Source organism: Streptomyces sp. NPDC059452, from assembly GCF_042750035.1.
Taxonomy (GTDB): Bacteria; Actinomycetota; Actinomycetes; order Streptomycetales; family Streptomycetaceae; genus Streptomyces.
In genome coordinates this window covers 20,117-39,379 of the sequence record NZ_JBHYVE010000026.1, presented here as the reverse complement: position 1 = coordinate 39,379, position 19,263 = coordinate 20,117, and the positions used below count along the sequence as shown (strand labels likewise).

Genomic DNA, 19,263 nt, shown 5'->3' with positions numbered 1-19,263 from the left:
CTGTCTTCGTTCGCCATCGGTGATCCGCTCTCCGTGTGTGTGCCCGGTGGGGCGCGCCCGCCCCGGCCCCCGGCCGGCGGGGCCGGGCGGGCGGGGTGCGGGGCGCGGCGTCAGTCGCTCAGTTCTCGGTCCAGCAGCCCGAACAGCTCATCATCGGTGGCTGAATCCATTCCAAAGGAGCCCTCCCGGCCTGCGGTCGCCGTGCCGTCCAGGGCGCCGAGGGCGGTCCTCAGGGCCTCCACGAGCCCGGCCCGTCCCGTGTCGTCGTCCGCGAGGGCCGAGGCCGCGTCCACCCAGCCGTCGAGGGACGCGGCGTCGAAGACGGGCCGTTCGGCGGTGTACCGCCGCGCCAGGTGGTCCGTGAGCGCCCGTACGGTCGGGTGGTCGAACAGCAGCGTGGCGGGCAGCTGCTCACCGGCCCGGGCCGAGAGCCGGTTGCGCAGCTCTACGGCGGTGAGCGAGTCGAGGCCCAGGTCGAAGAGGCCGCGTTCCCCCGGGATCCGGCCCGCCCCGGCGATGCCCAGGACCTCCGCCACCTCCGTGGTCACGACGGTGTGCACCAGTTCGCGCACGGCGTCCGGGGCCAGTCCGGCGGTACGGCGTACGAGGGGAGGCGGCGCGTCGGTGCCGGGCCCGGCAGGTGTCCCGGGGGCCGCGGCGGGGGCGGTGCCTCCGGTGAGCCCGGCCGCCGCCGAGCGGTCGAACCTGACGGGGACGAACAGCGCGCGCCCGGTCGTACGGGAGTCCTCCAGGGACCGGTCGAGCAGGGCCAGCCCGTCGGGGACGCTCAGCGGCCGGATGCCGAGCCGCGCCATGCGGGCGCGGGCGGGTGCGTCGAGCGTGGAGCCCATCCCGCCGCCGTCGGCGCTCTCCCACAGTCCCCAGGCCAGCGAGGTGCCCGCGAGACCGGCCGCCCTGCGGTGCTGGGCGAGGGCGTCGAGGTAGCTGTTGGCCGCGGCGTACGCGGACTGGCCGGCGTTGCCGAGCACCCCCGCGACGGAGGAGAACAGGACGAACGCGGAGAGGGGCAGGTCCTGGGTGAGCCGGTGCAGATGACCGGCTGCGTCGGTCTTGGGGCGCAGTACGAGGTCGAGTTGGCCGGCGGTCAGGTTGGTGAGCACCGCGTCCTGGAGCGCTCCGGCCGTGTGGAGGACGGCGGTCAGCGGGTGCGCCCGGTCGATCCCGTCGAGCAGGCGCTCGACGGCCGGGCCGTCGGCGAGGTCGCAGGCGGCGGTCCGGGTGTCCGCGCGGTCGGCGAGTTCCTCGGCGAGGGCGCGCAGGACCGGGTCGGCCGCCCCACGCCTGCTGACCAGGAGCAGTCTGCCGACGCCGTGCTTCTCGACGAGGTGCCGGGCGACCGCGGAGCCGAGGGCCCCGCCGGCCCCGGTGATCAGGACGGTTCCGCCGCCGAACGGCGGGACGGGCCCGGCCCCTTCGGCAGGGCGGTCCGCCGGTGTCCCGTACGAGGGCTCCGCCTCCCGCAGCACCGGCCGGTACGCCTGCCCCCCGCGCAGGGCGAGCTGGCCGCTCCGGGCGGCCACCGCCGGGGGAGCAGCGCGAGCGAGTCCGGGTGCCCGTCGCTGTCGACGACGCTGATCCTGCCCGGGTGTTCGTGCTGGGCGGAGCGCAGCAGACCCCACAGCGGGGCCTGGGCGAGCCCCGGTACCCGGTCCGTGTCGAGCGCGGCGACGGCCCCGGTCGTCAGGACGGTCAGATGAGTACGCTCGGGCAGGCCGTTGATCAGATCCCGTACGTCGAGGAGGTTGCGCCGGATGTCGTCGTGGGCGGGGACGGCGACCAGGACGTCCGCGTCCGGGTCCGGCTCGGCGACCACGGGGAAGGGCAGCCCGTCGGGCGCCGTACCGGTCACCAGCGCGACCGTCCGGCCGGTGGCCGACGCGTCCTCGGTGAGCTGTTCGGGGTCCCAGCGGACCGTGTGGGGCAGCGGCGGGCCGCTCCGGGCGGAGGCGAGCGCGTCGGTGGAGACCGGGCGCAGCCGTACCTCCTCGACGGTCAGGACGGGGCCGCCCCGCTCGTCGGTGACCTCCAGCGCGAAGGCGGTGTCCGACCGCGGGGTGATCACCGCACGGAGCGGACCGGCCGGGTCGGCGTGCAGCCGCACCCCGTACCAGCCGTACGGGACGAGGAGGCGGGGCGCCCCGCTGCCGCCGGACTCCTCGCCCGGGCCGCCCTCGGGACGGGCGAGCCAGGCGTGGAGTACGGAGTCGAGCAGCCCGGCGGCCAGGGACCGGCCGGTGTCGGCCTCGGCGTACAGCGCGTCCTCGGTGCGCCAGAGGTCCCGCAGGCCCCGGAAGCCGGGACCGTAGTCGTACCCCCGGTCGGCCAGCTTGCCGTACAGCCCGTCGAGGGGCACCCGGACCGCTCCCGCCGGGCGGTCGGCGGCCCTCTCGGTGGCGGGCCCGTCGGTCCCGGCGGTGAGCGTGGCCTCGGCGTGCAGGGTCCAGGGCGCCGGGCCGGACGTCCGGCCGTGGACGCGGACCGCCGGACCGGTCACGGTGACCCTGAGCTGGATCTCCGCCTCCTCCTCCACCACCACGGGGGCGTGCAGGGTGAGTTCCTCGACGGACGGCCTCTCGTGCCGGACGGCGAGTGCCCCGACGAGCTCGACCAGCGCGGTGGCGGGCAGCAGGGGCGTGCCGAACAGGGCGTGGTCGCCGAGCCAGGGCTGCCGCCGGTGGGAGAGCACTCCGGTGTAGACGGTGTGGGTGCCGTCGGGGTCGGTGAGGGCGGCCGACAGCAGCGGCAGGCCGGGGTCGTCCGCGCCGATGCCGTGCGCGGTGCCGTCCTCGGCCTGTGGCGGCAGCAGCCACAGGCGCTCCTGCTGGAAGGGGTAGGTGGGCAGGGGCACCGGCCGGGCGTCGCCGCCGATGAGGGCGGGCCAGTCCCAGGCGACGCCCGCCGTGTGGGCGCGGGCGACGGCGGTCCACAGGGCCGCCACATCGTCCTTCCTGCGGTCGAGGAAGGCGAACGCGGCGGTGTCCGCGCCCAGGTCGCACCGGTCCGCGAGGGCGGTCAGCGAGGCGTCCGGGCCGATCTCCAGGAAGTGGGCGGCGCCCAGTTCCCGCAGCCGCCGCAGCGCGTCGGCGAACCGGACGGTGGAGCGGACCTGGTCGGCCCAGTACGCGGCGGAGGCGAGCTGTTCGGCGTCCGCCTCCCGTCCGGTCAGCGTGGAGACGAGGACACCGTCGAGGGGCCCGGTCGTCAGTCGGCCGAGCGCGGCCCGGAAGGGCTCCGTCATGGGGTCCATCCGGGCGGAGTGGAAGGCGTGGCTGACCGTGAGCCGTTTGACGCGCTGCCCGGCGGCGGACAGGGCCGCGCCGATCCGCTCGATCGCTTCGGCGTCCCCGGACAGGACGGTCGCCGAGGGGGCGTTGACCGCGGCGATGTCCACCCCGGTCAGGTCGCCGGCCAGTTCCCCGACGGTCGCGGCGCCCGCTTCGACGGCCAGCATCGCGCCGCCGGGCGGCAGTTCCTGCATCAGCCGGCCGCGCACGCCGACCAGGCGTACGGCCTCACGCAGGCCGAGCGCGCCGCCGAGGTGCGCGGCGGTGATCTCCCCGACGGAGTGTCCGGCGAACAGCTCCGGCCGCAGCCCCCAGCTCTCCAGCAGCCGGAACAGCGCCACTTCGACGGTGAACAGGGCGGCCTGGGTGTAGCGGGTCGCGTCCAGATCGGGCGCGCCGCCGTCCGGGCCGCCCTCGATCGCGGCGGCCACGTCGATGCTCTCGGCCCGGCGGAACTCGGCGCGTACGGCGTCGAAGGCGCGGGCGTACGCCGGGTAGGCGCGGTACAGCCCGTTCCCCATGCCGGTGCGCTGGCTGCCCTGGCCGGTGAGGAGCACGGCCGTCCGGCCGCGCACGGGTGCGCCGGTGACCACGAGGGGGAAGGTGCCGGGCTCCGGCGAGGTGCCGCGGGCGATGTGCCCGAGGCCCGCCAGGAGTTCGGCCGCGTCGTGGCCCACGACCACCGCGCGCAGATCGAAGGCGGTACGGGTGGTGGCCAGCGACAGGGCCACGTCGCGGACGCGCACCTCGCTCCGGGCGCCGAGGTGCGCGATCAGGCGGGTGGCCTGTTCGCGCAGCGCCCGGGGGGTGCGGGCGCTGAGGACCCAGGGGACGGGCCGCCGGTCCCGCGTGGGGATGCCGTCCTCCCTCGCGGATTCCTCCACGGATTCGTTTACGGGCTCGTTTACGGGCTCGTTTACGGATTCCGCCCGGGTGACGGCCGGGTGCACGGCCGTGCCGCCCTCCTCCAGGACGATGTGGGCGTTGGTGCCGCCGATCCCGAAGGAGGAGACGGCGGAGCGCCGCGGCCCGTCGGTGTCCGGCCAGTCGGACAGGGTCTCCGGGATGTCCACCTCTCCCCCGGACCAGTCGACGTGCTCGGAGCGCCGGGCGACGTGCAGGGTGCCCGGGACCTGGCCCCGGTCCATCGCCAGCACCATCTTGATGATCCCGGCGATCCCGGCGGCGGCCTGGGTGTGGCCGATGTTCGACTTCACCGAGCCCATCAGCAGGGGGCCGCGCTCCCCGCGCCCGCTTCCGTAGGTACGCAGCACCGCGCCCGCTTCGACAGGATCGCCGAGCCTGGTCCCGGTGCCGTGCGCCTCCAGGACGTCGATCTGCCCGGGGCGCAGTCCGGCGGTGTTCAGGGCGCTGTGGATGACCCGTTCCTGGGCGGGCCCGTTGGGCGCGGTCAGGCCGTTGCTCGCCCCGTCCTGGTTGACGGCGGAGCCCCGCACGACGGCGAGGACGCGGTGCCCGTTGCGCCGGGCGTCGGAGAGCTTCTCCAGGACCAGCAGCCCGGCGCCCTCGCCCCAGGCCGTGCCGTCGGCGTCGGCCGAGAACGGCTTGCAGCGGCCGTCGGGGGCCAGCCCGCGCTGCCGGCTGAACTCGATGAACGTGGCTGGGCTCGCCATCACGGTGGCGCCGCCCGCGAGAGCCAGGGTGCACTCGCCCAGCCTCAGCGCCTGGGCGGCCTGATGGACCGCCACCAGCGAGGAGGAGCAGGCGGTGTCGACGGTGACCGCCGGGCCTTCGAGGCCGAGCGTGTAGGAGATCCGCCCCGACGCGACGCTGCCCGCGCTGCCGCTGACGAGATAGCCCTCCAGGTCCTTGGCGGCGCCCCGGTGCTGGTGGACGCGGGCGCCGTAGTCGGAGTACATGACACCGACGAAGACGCCGCTGCGCGAGCCGCGCAGGCTCGCCGGGTCGATCCCGGCGCTCTCGGCCGCCTCCCAGGCCGTCTGGAGCAGGATCCGCTGCTGGGGGTCGACGGCCAGTGCCTCGCGCGGGCTGATGCCGAAGAACTCGGGGTCGAAGTCGGCGGCGTCGTGCAGGAATCCCCCGCGCCCGGTGGCCGAGGTGCCGAGGTGGTCCGGGTCCGGGTCGAACAGGTCGCCGTCCCAGCCACGGTCCGTGGGGAACGGCGTGGTGGCGTCGGTGCCCGAGGCCAGCAGCTCCCACAGCTCCTCGGGGGTCCGTACGCCGCCGGGGAAGCGGCAGGCCATCCCGACGATCACCACGGGGTCCTCCCCGGCCGTCTCCGGCCGGGGTACGGGCCCGGTGTCCGGGGCCGGGGCGTGGTCCGGCCCCGGCGCGGCCAGGGCCGTCAGGTGGCGGGCGAGCGCGCCGGGGTTCGGGTGGTCGAAGACGATCGCGCCCGGCAGCCGCAGCCCCAGCTCCTCGCCGAGCCTGTTGCGCAGTTCGACCGCGGTCAGCGAGTCGAGGCCGAGGTCGGTGAAGGGGCGTTCGGGATCGATGGCGGTGGGCTGCCGGTGGCCGAGCACCTCGGCCACCGCCGCCAGCACGGTCGCCGTCACGTCCGTGGCGCCCGGGGCCGCGACGGCCCGACGGGACGGCCTCGCGGGCCCGTCGTCGTGGGCCGCGCCGTTCACCGTACGGAGGTCGAGCCGGGCGGCCACCACGGTGACCGGCCCCGGGCCGTCGGGGCGCAGCGCGCGGTCCAGGAGCGCGAGGGCGGCGGCCGGGGGCAGCGGCCGGAGTCCGGCACGGGCCAGCCGGTCCACGTCACGACCGGTCAGCCGCGCGGCCAGTCCGTCGGCCAGGTCCCACAGGCCCCAGTGCACGGTCAGCGCGTGCGCCCCGGCGGCCCTGCGCCGGTGCGCCACGGCCTCCAGCGCCGCATTGGCCGAGCTGTAGCCGCTCTGGCCCGCCGTGCCGAGCACGGCGGCGACGGAGCCGTACAGCACGAACGCGTCCAGCCCGGCGTCGCGGGTCAGTTCGTCCAGGTGCTCCGCCGCGACCGCCTTGGCGTCGAGGACCGCGCGCAGGGCCTCGGGCGACAGCCGCTCGACGACGGAGTCCTCGGTGACGGCGGCGGCGTGCACCACAGCGGACAGCGGCCGGTCGAGACCGTTCAGGAGCGAGGCGAGCGCCCGCCGGTCCGCGATGTCGCAGGCCGTGACGGTCACCTCGGCGCCCAGGGCGGTCAGTTCCTCGCGGACGGCCCCGGCGTCGGGGTGGTCCGGGCCGCGACGGGAGACCAGCAGGAGCCGGCGTACGCCGTACCGCTCGACCAGATGGCGCGCGGTGGCGCGGCCCACGGCGCCGGTACCGCCGGTGATCAGTACGGTGCCCCCGGCGGCGCTGCGCTCCCACCCGGGCACCCCGTCGCCGGAGGGCGGGGCCTCGTCCACCGGAACCAGCCGGGGGGTGCGGATCTCACCCCCGCGTACGGCGGACTGCGCGCCGGAGCGGGCGGCCGCGGCCAGGAGCTCCGGGTCGTCGGCGCCGCTGTCGTCGGTGTCCACCAGGGCGAACCGGCCCGGGTGCTCGGACCGGGCGGCCCGGACGAACCCCCAGAGCGCGGCGGTGCCCGGATCGGCCTCCTCCCCCGCCAGGACGGCCAGCCCCCGGGTGACGAGGACGAGCCGGTCGCCGTCCGGACCGGCCGCGAGGTGGGAGCCGACCGTGGCACGGGCGAACTCGGCTGCCTCGGCGACGCCCTGACCGGGTTTGAGGTGGACGAAGGTCGGATCTCCGGTGGATCCGGGCGTCTCCTCGCGCCGCGCGGGCCGCCACTCCAGCCGGTACAGCCCGCCGCCCGGGGGCAGGGCCCGCAGCCTCAGCCGCTCCACGGTCAGCACCGGGCGGCCGTCCTCGTCGGCCAGTTCGACGCGGTGGCTGCCGGGGTCGAGCGCGGTGATCGTGGCCCGTACGCGGGAGGCGTGGGCCCGGTGCAGCCGGACGCCTTCGAGGGCGTACGGCACCAGGGTCTCCCCTCCCGGTGTGCTCAGCGGGAGGGTGTGCAGGGCTGCGTCGAGGAGCGCCGGGTGCAGCCCGTAGCGGGAGGCCTGCGCGGTGTCGGGTGCGGGCAGTACGGCCTCGGCGTGCAGCACCCCGTCCGTGCGCCACGCCCCGGTCAGGGAACGGAACGCTCCGGTGTACTCGTACCCGCGCTCCGCGAGCCTCCGATAAGCGTCCTCGGGGCCGTCGGGGGCCAGGGGTTCGCCGGTGTACGCGGTGTCGGGCGGCTCGGTGCCGGGCGGCTCGGGGGTGACCTGGTCGCCGGTGAGGACCGCCGTGGCATGCACCGTCCAGCGGCCGCCGGGGGTGCCGGGGCCGTCGGGAGTACCGGGGCCATCGGGGGTGCTGGAAGTGCTTGAAGTGCTTGAGCGTACGGTCAGTTCGCCGTCCCGGGCCACGACCGCCTGGATCGTGGTGGTGTCGCCGGGCAGCAGCTCCAGCGGCGCGTGTACGACGAGGTCGCGGAGGGTGCCCCGGCCGTCGGCGTGCGCCGCGGTGAGCGCCAGTTCCAGCAGGGCGGCGGCGGGCAGGAGCGTCCGCCCGTCGATCCGGTGGCCGTCGAGCCAGGGGTGCAGCCCGGTCGAGAGCACTCCGGTGTGCAGGGTGGAGCCGTCGGGGAGGCCGGTGCTCGCGGTGAGCAGCGGATGGGCCGAGGCGTCCAGCCCGTGGCTGTCCCCGGCGGTGCCGAGCGGGGCCGGGCCGGGGTCGTCGAGCCAGTACCGGCGGGTCTCGAAGGGGTAGACGGGGAGGTCGACGAGGCGTCCCGGCGCGGCGTCGGGGGCCGGCTCCAGCGGTGTTCCCGCGATGTGCAGCCGGCTCAGCGCCGCCCGCACCGTGTCCGCCTCGGGCCGCCCCTTGCGCAGCAGGGGGACGGAGACGGCCGCCCGGGCCTCCGGCCGGTCCTGGACGAGTGCGGCGAGCGAGCCGTCCGGGCCGAGTTCGGCGAAGGCGCTCACGCCGAGCGCGAGAGCACTGGTGACCGCGTCGTGGAAGAGCACAGGCCGGCGGATCTGCCCGGTCCAGTACTCCGGCCGTGCCATCTCGTCCGCGTCGACGGGCGAGCCGGTGACGGTGGAGATGACCGGTACCGAGGGTGCGGCGAAGGTCAGGGCGGACAGCTCCTCGTGGAAGGCGCCGAGGACCTCGTCCATGTGGGCGGAGTGGAAGGCGTGGCTGACCGCGAGCGCGGTGGCCTTGTGCCCCTCGCCCTTCCAGCGTTCGGTGACGGCGGCGACCGCGTCGGCGTCGCCGGAGACCACGACGGCCTCCGGCCCGTTGACGGCGGCGAGTTCCACGGCTCCCCCGAAGGGGGCCAGCAGTTCGCCCGCCTGCTCGGGGGTGGCCGCGAGCGCCGCCATCGCGCCGGACGGCCGGGCTGACCCCATCAGCCGTCCCCGGGCGGCCACCAGCGCGGCGGCGTCGGCCAGGTCGAGGATGCCGGACACATGCGCGGCGGCGACCTCGCCGACGGAGTGGCCGATGAGGAAGTCGGGGCGCAGACCGTGGTGTTCGGCCAGCCGGTACAGGGCGGTCCCGACGGCGAAGAGGGCGGGCTGCGCGTACTCGGTGCGCCGCAGGACCTTCGGGTCGCCGGTCAGCAGGGCGCGCAGGCCGGTGCCGATGAGCGGTTCGAGGTGGGCGGCCACCTCGTCGAACGCGGCGGCGTAGACCGGTGAGGACTCCAGGAGCCCGCTGCCCATCCCGATGCGCTGGGCCCCCTGCCCGGAGAACAGGACCGCGAGCCGGGGTTCGGGCGCGGCGTGGCCGGTGTACGCGGCGGGGTGGCGTTCTCCATCCCGTACGGCGGCGAGGGCGTCGAGCAGGTCGGGGCCCGCGTGGACGAGTGCCCGGTGGCCGAAGCGGGAACGGCGGGCGAGGGTGTGGGCGACGTCCGCGACGGCGGGGGGCCGGTCCGAGGCCAGCAGGCGGTGCAGCCGGGCCGCCTGGGTGCGCAGCGCGGCCGGGGTCTTCGCGGAGAGGAGCAGCGCGGGGGGCGGCCCGGCGGGAGCGGGAGCAGGGTCGAGGGGATCCGGTTCCGCCCCGGCGGTCACCGGGCCGGGGGCCTGTTCGAGGATGACGTGGCTGTTGGTGCCGCTGATGCCGAACGAGGACACACCCGCCCTGCGCGGCCGGGCGTGGTCGGGCCAGGGGGTGGACTCCTGGAGCAGGGCCAGCCCCGACTCCTCCCAGGGCACATGGCCGGAGGGGGTACCGGCGTGCAGGGTGCGGGGCAGTACGCCGTGGCGCAGCGCCATGACGGTCTTGATGACACCGCCGACTCCGGCGGCGGCCTGGGCGTGCCCGATGTTCGACTTCAGCGAGCCGAGCAGCAAGGGGGCCGTACGGTCCTTCCCGTAGGCGGCGCTCAGTGCGCGGGCCTCGATCGGGTCGCCGAGGCGGGTCCCGGTGCCGTGTCCCTCCACCGCGTCCACCTCGTGCGGGGCGAGTCCCGCGTCGGCCAGGGCGCGGGCGATGACCTCTTCCTGCGCCCGGCCGTTGGGGGCGGTCAGGCCGTTGCTCGCCCCGTCCTGGTTGACGGCCGTTCCGGCGACGACGGCGAGGACCCGGTGGCCGAGGCGGCGGGCGCGGGAGAGCCGCTCGACGACCAGGATGCCCGCGCCCTCCGACCAGCCGGTGCCGTCGGCCCCGTCCCCGTACGCCTTGCAGCGTCCGTCGGCGGAGAGTCCGCGCTGGCGGGAGAACTCCACGAAGGTCGCGGGGGACGCCATCACGGCGACCCCGCCGGCCAGCGCGGTCGCGCACTCCCCGGACCGTACGGCGCGGACGGCGAGGTCGAGGGCGACGAGGGAGGAGGAGCAGGCCGTGTCCACGGTCAGGGCGGGTCCGCGCAGGCCGAGGACGTAGGCGATCCGGCCCGAGGCCACACTCGACTGGTTCCCGGCCAGCAGCAGCCCCTCGACCTCTTCGGGGGACCGGTGCAGACGGGACGCGTAGTCGTCGTACATGGCGCCGATGAAGACGCCCGTGTCGGAGTCCTTCAGGGAGTGCGGGTCGATACCGGCCCGCTCCAGCGCCTCCCAGGTGATCTGGAGCAGCAGCCGCTGTTGTGGGTCGGTGGCGAGGGACTCGCGCGGGCTCATGCCGAAGAAGTCCGCGTCGAACTCGGCCGCCCCGTGCAGGAATCCGCCACGTCTGGTGTAGGTGGTGCCCTTGTGGTCGGGGTCGGGGTCGTACAGCGCCTCCAGGTCCCAGCCCCGGTCGGCGGGGAAGTCACCGGTCGCGTCGGTGCCCGAGGCGACCAGGTCCCACAGGTCGTCGGGCGAGGCGACCTCGCCGGGGAAGCGGCAGCCCATTCCGACGATGACCACCGGGTCGTCGGCGTCGGCGCGCCCGGTGACGGCCGCGGCGGCGGCCGGGGGCGTCCGGTGCTCGAACGCCTCCAGCAGGTGGGCGGCGAGGCTGCCGACCGTCGGGTGTTCGAAGACGATCGTCGCGGGGAGGGGGAGCCGGGTCAGGGCGGTGAGCCGGTTGCGGAGCTCGACCCCGGTCAGTGAGTCGAACCCGAGTTCCTTGAAGGGACGTTCGGCGTCGATGCCGTCCGCCTCCTCGTGCCCGAGCACCTGGGCCGCCTGCTCCCGCAGCAGTGCCACGAGGGTCCGGAGCCGCTCCTGCGGCGGCCCGGCCGCGATGCGCCGGGCCCAGGCGCCACCGGCCGTGTCGCCGCGGCGGGCGGCGGCGGGGACCGTGAAGAGGCCGGAGAGGATCGCGGGCAGCCGTCCGGCCGCCGCCTCCTCGCGCAGCGCGCTCCCGTCGAGCGGTGAGAGGACGGTGTGCGCCTCGGTCACCCGGTCCAGGGCGTCCAGGCCCTGCTCCCCGGTGACCGCGCCGATGCCGTACCGGGCGAGCCGGGTCCGGTCGCGGTCGTCGAGGTGTCCGGTCATGGCGCCGGAGGTGTCCCACAGCCCCCAGGCGATGGCGGCCGCCGGGAGTCCCCGGCCGTGCCGGTGGGCGGCGAGGGCGTCCAGGAAGGTGTTGCCGGCCGCGTAGTTGCCCTGTCCGGGTACGCCGTAGGTGGCCACGGCGGACGAGAAGAGGACGAAGGAGTCCAGCTCCGTACCGGCGGTCAGTTCGTGCAGGTACCAGGCGGCGTCCACCTTGGGCCGCAGAGCCGTGCGCAGGTGTCCGGGCGTCATGTCGTGCACGGTCGCGTCGGCGAGCACCCCGGCGGTGTGCACCACGGACCGCAGCGGCCGGTCCGGCGGGATCCGGTCGAGCAGCGCGGCCAGGGCCGCCCGGTCGGTGACGTCGCAGGCCTCGACGCTCACCCCGGCTCCCCGCTCGCGCAGCCGGGCGGCGAGTTCGGCCGCGCCGGGGGCGTCCGGACCCGAGCGGCTGACGAGCAGCAGGTGCGGCGGCGGGGTCTGCCCGGCGAGCCGCTGCGCGACGAGGGCGCCCAGGGCTCCGGTGCCGCCGGTGATCAGTACCGTACGGGGTCCGGTGACGGATTCCCGTCCTGCCGGGGCGACCGGGGCGGCCGGGGCGAGTCGGTGCCCGGTGATGCGGGGCACGTGGGGGACGCCGCTGCGGACGGAGACCTCGGGTTCTCCGTAGGGCGCGGCGAGCAGGGCGGCGGAGGCGGGGGCGTCGGTCTCCACGCACCCGAACCGGCCTGGGTGTTCGGCGGCGGCGGTGCGCAGCAGCCCCTTCAGCGGAGCCACCGCGAGGTCCCCCGCCGGAACCACGACGAGCAGACGGCTCTCGGCGAGGGCGGGTTCGGTGAGCCAGCGCTGAAGCAGGGCCAGCAGGGCGGCGGCGTGGCGGTGGGCGGCTTCGACGGGGTCCGGCCCGTCCTCCGAGTTGAGCCCGGCCCCGGGGTTCGGCCCGGCCCCCGGGTCCAGCTCGGCCCCCAGGTCCAGCTCGGCCCCGAAGTCCCCAAAGTCCCCGAAGTCCCCGGCGCCGAACGGGACGAGGACCGTCGCGGCGCCCGGTCCCGCCGCGATCAGTTCGTCGGCTCCGGCGAAGGACGTACGGGCTCCGGTGATCCGTGCCGTGTCCCCGTACCCGGCGAGGACAACCGGTGGGCCCACCGGCAGGGTGGGCACCGTGACGGGCCGCCAGTCGACCCGGTGGGCGTCCGGCCGGTCCTGCGGCGGTGCGAGCTCCTCGCGTCGCACCGGGCGGAAGGCGAGGGAGGCGATGCGGACGAGCGGCTGCCCGTCCTCGTCGGCGACGACGAACTCGTAACGGTCCTCCGCGAGTTCACGGATCCTGACCCGCAGGTTCCCGGTCCGGGCGGCCGTACCGAGCAACTGGACACGTTCGAGGGCGAACGGCAGCAGAGGCCGTTCGGGGTCGGGCTCGCGCCGGCCGGTGAGCCCGGCGACCACAGGGTGCAGGGCCGCGTCCAGCAGAGCCGGGTGGACGGCGAAGTCGTCGCGCCCCGCCGGGGCGAGGTCTCCGCCGGACGCGATCTCCGCGTACAGGGTGCCGTCGAGCCGGTGGGCCGCCACGAGGCCCTGGAAGGCGGGCCCGTAGTCGTAACCGAGCCGGTAGAGAGCGGTGTACACCTCGTCGAGCCCGACCGGTACGGCGGTGGCGGGCACCACGACGGCGGCCGGGGGCGGGTCGGTGTGCGGGCCCAGGGTCGCCGAGGCGTAGCGGGTCCACGGCTGGTCGTCGGCGGACCGGGCGTGGATGGACAGGGACCGGCGGCCCTCGTCGTCGGGCGCGCCGATCAGCACCTGGAGCTGGAGCGCCCGGTCGTCGGCGAGCGGCAGCGGGGCCAGGACCGTCAGGGCGGCGACCTCGTCGTCACCGGTCAGCCGGGCCGCGTGCAGGGCGAGTTCGGCGAACCCGGTGCCGGGCAGGACCGGTCGGCCGAGGACGCTGTGGTCGAGCAGCCAGGGGTGGCTGCGGGGGTCGATGCGGCCGGTCAGGGCCTGGCCGCCGTCGGCCAGGGGGATGCGGGCGCTCAGCAGCGGGTGTCCGGCCGGGGCGAGGCCGAGCCGGGACGCCCCGGCACGGCCGCCGGATCCGGTGCCGGTGAGCCAGTACCGGTCGGCGGCGAAGGCGTAGGTGGGAAGTTCGTCCACGCCGGTGACCGGCGCGGCCGGGGCGGGCCAGCGGACCGGTACGCCGCCGAGGTCCGCCAGGGCCAGCGCCCGGCGCAGGGCGGGCACTCCGCCCTCCTCGCGCCGCAGGGTGCCGCCGGTGAAGCCGCCGACGCCCCGGTCGCCGAGGATCTCCTCGACGGCGTAGGTGAGCACGGGATGCGGGCTGATCTCGACGAACCGCCGGTGGCCGCTGTCGATCAGGCTGTGCACCGTCTCCTCGAAGCGCACCGTGCCGCGCAGGTTGCGGTACCAGTACCCGGCGTCCAGGGCGGAGGTGTCCTCGATCCGCCCCCCGGTGACGGCCGAGTAGTAGGCGGTGTCCCCCCGGGCGGGCTCCAGCGCGGCGCCCAGCTCCATCAGGTGGTCGCGCAGCGGATCCACGAACCGGGTGTGCGAGGCGTAGTCGACGGGCACGCGCCGGGCGCGTACGCCCTGCTCCTCGCAGCGGGCGAGCAGATCGTCGAGGGCTGCCGCGGCCCCGGCGACGACCGTGGACCGGGGGCCGTTGCGTACGGCGATCTCCAGGTCCTCCGGATGGTGCTCCAGGAACGGTGCGAGCGCTTCGGCGCCGAGCGCCACGGAGACCATCCCGCCGTCCCCCGCGATCCGCACCAGCGCCCGGCTGCGCAGCGTGACGAGCCGGGCCGCGTCGGGCAGCGACAGCGCCCCCGCGACATGGGCGGCGGCGATCTCCCCCTGGGAGTGGCCCACCACCGCGTCCGGCCGGACACCCGCGGCCTCCCACAGGGCGGCGAGCGACACCATCATGGCGAACAGCACCGGCTGGACCACGTCGACGCGCTCCAGCGGGGGTGCGTCCGGCTCACCGCGCAGAACCGCCCCGAGGTCCCAGTCGGTGAAGGGGGCGAACGCCTCGGCGCAGGCCTCGATCGAGGCCCGGAACACCGGGCTGGTGCCGAGGAGTTCACGGGCCATCCCGGCCCACTGGGAGCCCTGTCCGGGAAAGACGAACACGGTGCGTCCGGCCGCCCGTTCCCCGGTGTGGACCGCCGGATGCACCCCGCCCGCGGACAGTTCGGCCAGCGCCTCGCGCAGGACGGCCGGATCGTCGGTGAGCACGGCGGCACCATGGCCGAACGGGGTACGGGTGGCCAGTTGCGCGGCGAGGGGGCCGGCCCCGAGTTCCGGCCGGCGGTCCAGATGCGCGGCCAGCGCCGCGGCCTGACGGCGGACGGCCTCCGGCCCGTTGCCGTGCACCAGGACGGGCCGGGGCGGAATGCCGGTGGCCGGAGCCCGGTCTCCGGGGGCGTCCCCAAGAGCGGCGGGCGGCTCGGACGGTTCGGGCAGTTCGGGCGGCTGGGCGAGGATCACATGGGCGTTGGTCCCGCTGATCCCGAAGGAGGACACACCCGCCCGCCGGGGCCCCTCGTGTGCGGGCCACGGCGTGGGCTCGGTGAGCAGCCGTACGCCCGACCCCTCCCAGTCCACCTGCGGGGAGGGCTCCTCGACGTGCAGGGTCGCCGGGAGCACGGCCGCGTTCAGCGCCAGTACGGTCTTGATCACCCCGCCGATCCCGGCGGCGGCCTGGCTGTGCCCGATGTTGGACTTCAGGGAGCCCAGGAGCAGGGGCACGGTCCGGTCCCGCCCGTAGGCGGCGGCCAGCGCCCGGGCCTCGACCGGGTCGCCCAGCCGGGTGCCGGTGCCGTGCGCCTCGACGGCGTCCACCTGGTGCGGGGCCAGCCCGGCGTCGGCCAGGGCGCGGGCGATGACCTCTTCCTGGGCACGGCCGTTGGGGGCGGTGAGGCCGTTGCTCGCCCCGTCCTGGTTGACGGCGGTGCCCTCGACGACGGCGAGGACCCGGTGGCCGTTCCGGCGGGCGGCGGAGAGCCGTTCGACGACGACGGTGCCGACGCCTTCCGCCCACCCGGTGCCGGAGGCGTCGGCCCCGAAGGCCCGGCAGCGGCCGTCCTCGGCGAGGCCGTGCTGACGGGAGAACTCCACGAACATGCCGGGCGAGGCCATCACGGCGGCTCCGCCCGCCAGGGCCATGGAGCATTCGCCGGACCGTACGGCCCGCACCGCGAGGTCGAGCGCGACCAGGGACGAGGAGCAGGCGGTGTCGACGGTGAGGGCGGGGCCGCGCAGTCCGAGGACGTACGAGATCCGCCCGGAGGCCACGCTGATGGTGGATCCGGTGAGGAGGTAGCCGTCCGATGAGCCGTCGCCCTCGTGCAGGCGCGGGGCGTAGTCGGAGGCGGTCGCTCCGATGAACACCCCAGTGTCGGTGTCCTTCAGGGAGCGCGGGTCCAGGCCCGTGCGTTCCAGCGCCTCCCAGGCGGTCTGGAGCAGCAGCCGCTGCTGGGGGTCGAGCGCCAGGGCCTCCCGGGGGCTGATCCCGAAGAACTCGGCGTCGAACTCGGCCGCACCGGTCAGGAATCCGCCGTACCGGGTGGCGGAGGTCCCCGGCCGGTCCGGATCACCGGCGAAGAGTTCACCGAGGTCCCAGCCCCGGTCGTCGGGGAAGGCGGAGATCGCGTCGGTCCCCTCGGCGACCAGGCGCCAGAGGTCCTCCGGGGAGGCCACCCGGCCGGGGTAGCGGCACGCCATGCCGACGATCACCACGGGGTCCGCCGTGGCGGGGGCAGTGGTCCGGGAGAGCCGGGCGGGAGCACGGTGACCGGCGTCGGCGGCCAGGGTTCCGCGCAGGTGGGCGATGAGGGCGGCGGCGGTCGGATGGCTGTAGAGCTCGGCCGCCGGAAGCGCGGTCGCCAGGCCCTGCCCCACCAGTTCGCTCAGCTCGACCAGGCCGAGCGAGTCGATCCCGAGGTCCTTGAACCCGGCCCCGGTGTCGATACGGGCGGGGTCGCTGTGCCCGAGGACGGCGGCGAGCGCTTCCAGGACCCGGCGCTCGACCTCGTCCCCGGCGGCGGTGCCGCTGCTCCCGCCGATGCCGCCCGCGTCGCCCGTACCGCCCGTGCCGCCCGTGCCGCCCACATCGTCCGTGCGGCCCACGTCGCCCGTACCATCCGTTTCGTACGTACCGTCCGTGCCGTACGTTCCCTCGTCTGACGGTACGGGTCCGGTGCGGGCGGCGAGGTCGGCCGGTGGCCCGTCCGGGGTGCCGGGCGGGCCCCCGTCGAGCTGGTCCAGCCAGTACCGTTCGCGCTGGAAGGGGTAGGTGGGCAGGTCGACCCGTGGCCCGTCGGCCGGGAACACCCGGTCGGGGTCCAGGGGGTGTCCGGCGGTGAACAGCGCGCCCACCGCGCGGTCGATGTCGTCGTCCTTGCCGAGCAGGGGTACGTGGACGGCGGCCCCGCCGGTCAGTTCGCGGCCGAGGGCGCAGAGGGTACGGCCGGGGCCCGCTTCGGCGAAGACACCGGCTCCGAGGTCCCGCAGCCGCAGCACGGCGTCGGCGAACCGCACCGGGGACCGGGCGTGCTCGGTCCAGTAGGCGGCGTCGGTGGTGGTGACGGGGTCCCCGGTCACCGTCGAGACGAACGGGATCGTCGCCCGGCCGAAGGTGAGGGAGGCGAGCTCGGCGCGGAACTCCTCCAGCATCGGGTCCATCAGCGGCGAGTGGAAGGCGTGGCTGACCCGCAGCCGCCGGGTCCGCAGAGCGCGCCCGGCGGCGCGGGCCGCGAGCGCGTCGAGCACGTCCGCCGCGCCGGAGACCACCACCGAGGCCGGTCCGTTCACCGCCGCGATGGCCGCCTGTCCGCCGAGCTCCGCGAGCAGTTCCGCGGCCTCCGGCTCCGGGGCGGCCACGGCGAGCATCGCGCCGCCCTCGGGAAGCGCGTCCATGAGCCGGCCGCGCGCGGTGATCAGCCGGGCCGCGTCCGGCAGGTCGAGGATGCCCGCGACATGGGCGGCGGCCACTTCCCCGATGGAGTGCCCGGCGACGAATCCGGGCCGCAGACCGAGCGAGGCGTACAGCCGGTAGGTCGCGACCTCGACGGCGAAGAGCGCGGGCTGGGTGTACAGGGTCCGGTTCAGCAGCTCCGCCTCGGCGCTGTCCGGGGCCACCCACAGGATGTCCGCCAGGGGGCGCGGCAGCAGCCCGTCGAGTACCCCGGCCACCTCGTCGAAGGCGTGGCGCCAGGCGGGGTGGCGCTCGTACGCGGCACGTCCCATGCCGCTCCGCTGGCTGCCCTGTCCGGGGAACAGGACCGCGAGGGGGGCGTCCGTCGCGTCGCCGGTCAGTACGCCGGGCGCCGGGCGGCCCGCCGCGAGGGCGTCGAGGCCCGCGAGCACGTCTCCGGTGAGGGCCGCCCGCCGCCCGAACGCCGTTCTGGTGGTGGCCAGCGAGCGGGCGAGACCGCGCGGCACGGTGCCGTGCGCGGCGACGAGCGCGCGGACGGCGGCGGCCTGGTCGCGCAGGGCGTTCTCGGTACGGGCGCTGAGCAGGAGGGGCAGCCCGGTGGCCGGCCGGTCCTCGGGCAGGTCCTCGGGCCGGGGCGCGGGCCGGGGCGCGGGCTCCTCGGGCTCGCGGGCCTCAGGCTCGGGCTCGGGCGGTTCGGGCTCGGACGCCTCCGGCTCGGGTGGTTCGGCGAGGACGAGGTGGCAGTTGGTGCCGCCCATGCCGAAGGAGCTGACGCCTGCCACGAGCCGCTGCCCGGGTCTCGGCCAGGGCCCGTGCGCGGTGCGGACCGCCAGCCGCAGCCCGACGAGGTCGATCCGGGGGTTGGGCTCGACGTGGTCGAGGGTGGCGGGCAGTTCCCGGTGTGCCACCGCCAGAACCGTCTTCAGCAGCCCGGCGATCCCCGCGGCCCCTTCCAGGTGGCCCACGTTGGTCTTGACGGAGCCGACTTCGAGGACCGGCGGCCGCGGCCCGTCCTGTGCCTCGCCGCCGGGGGCCGCAGATGCCGTGCCGTTCACTCCGGTGGTCCCGCCGAGGCCGCGGACCAGCCCCAGTGCCGCCGCCTCCAGGGGGTCGCCGACCGGGGTCCCGGTGCCGTGCAGTTCGACGTACTGGAGGTCCCCGGGGGTGACCCCGGCCGCTTCGCAGGCGAGCCGGACCACCTCGGCCTGGGCCCGGCTGCTCGGGACGGTCAGCCCGTCGGTGGCCCCGTCGTTGTTGACCGCGCTGCCCAGGATGACCGCGTGCACCCGGTCGCCGTCCGCCAGCGCCTCGTCGAGGGGTTTGAGCAGGACGAGACCGGCCCCCTCCCCCCGTACATAGCCGTTGGCGCGGCGGTCGAAGGTGTAGCAGTGCCCGTCGGGCGACAGTCCGCCGAACCGGGCCACGGCCGCGGTCGACTCGGGCGCGACGATCAGGTTGACGCCGCCCGCGAGGGCGAGCCGGGACTCGCCGCGCCGCAGGCTCTCGCAGGCCAGGTGCACTGCGACCAGGGAGGAGGACTGCGCGGTGTCGACGGCGATGCTCGGGCCGTGCAGACCGAGGGTGTACGACACCCGGTTCGCGATGATGCCGCGGGTGGTGCCGGTCAGCGTGTGTCTGCCGAGGGCGTCCCCGCGCGACAGGGCGGCGTACTCGTCCGCGAGGGAACCGACGAACACCCCGGTGCGCGTGGCCCGCAGGGAGCCGGGAAGCACACCCGCGTGCTCCAGCGCCTCCCAGCTCAGTTCGAGGATCAGCCGCTGCTGCGGGTCCATCGCCGCCGCCTCGCGCGGGGAGACACCGAAGAACTCCGCGTCGAAGGTGTCGACGGAGTCCAGGTAGCCGCCGTACCCGGTCCCCGGGTGGGAGCGGGAGAGCCGGTCGACCGTCGTCCCGGCCCGGTCCCGCGGCACCTCGCGGACGGCGCTGCGCCCGTCACCGAGCAGCCGCCACAGCGCCCCGGGGTCCGGTGCTCCGGGCAGCCGGCAGGCCAGGCCGATCACGGCCACGGGCCGGTCCGGTCGCTCCGGGGCCCGGGCGGGCCCCGTGGTGCCGGTGTTCCGGGCCGCCTCTGTGTCGTTGCCGTTGCCGCTCAACTCAC

At 76.1% G+C, this 19,263-nt stretch carries 2 protein-coding genes; both read right to left on the bottom strand.

Annotated features, from left to right (window positions below; translation table 11 throughout):
* Positions 1-110: 110 nt before the first annotated feature.
* Positions 111-1,487 (bottom strand): beta-ketoacyl reductase, encoded by a 1,377-nt coding sequence (locus ACFW9Z_RS28385; RefSeq protein WP_384645491.1) that lies wholly within the window; start codon positions 1,485-1,487, stop codon positions 111-113.
* On the bottom strand, positions 1,391-19,258 hold the full coding sequence (locus ACFW9Z_RS28380; protein WP_384645432.1) for a type I polyketide synthase: 17,868 nt from the start codon (positions 19,256-19,258) through the stop codon (positions 1,391-1,393). Before ACFW9Z_RS28380 ends, ACFW9Z_RS28385 begins: the two co-directional genes overlap by 97 nt.
* Positions 19,259-19,263 lie beyond the last annotated feature (5 nt).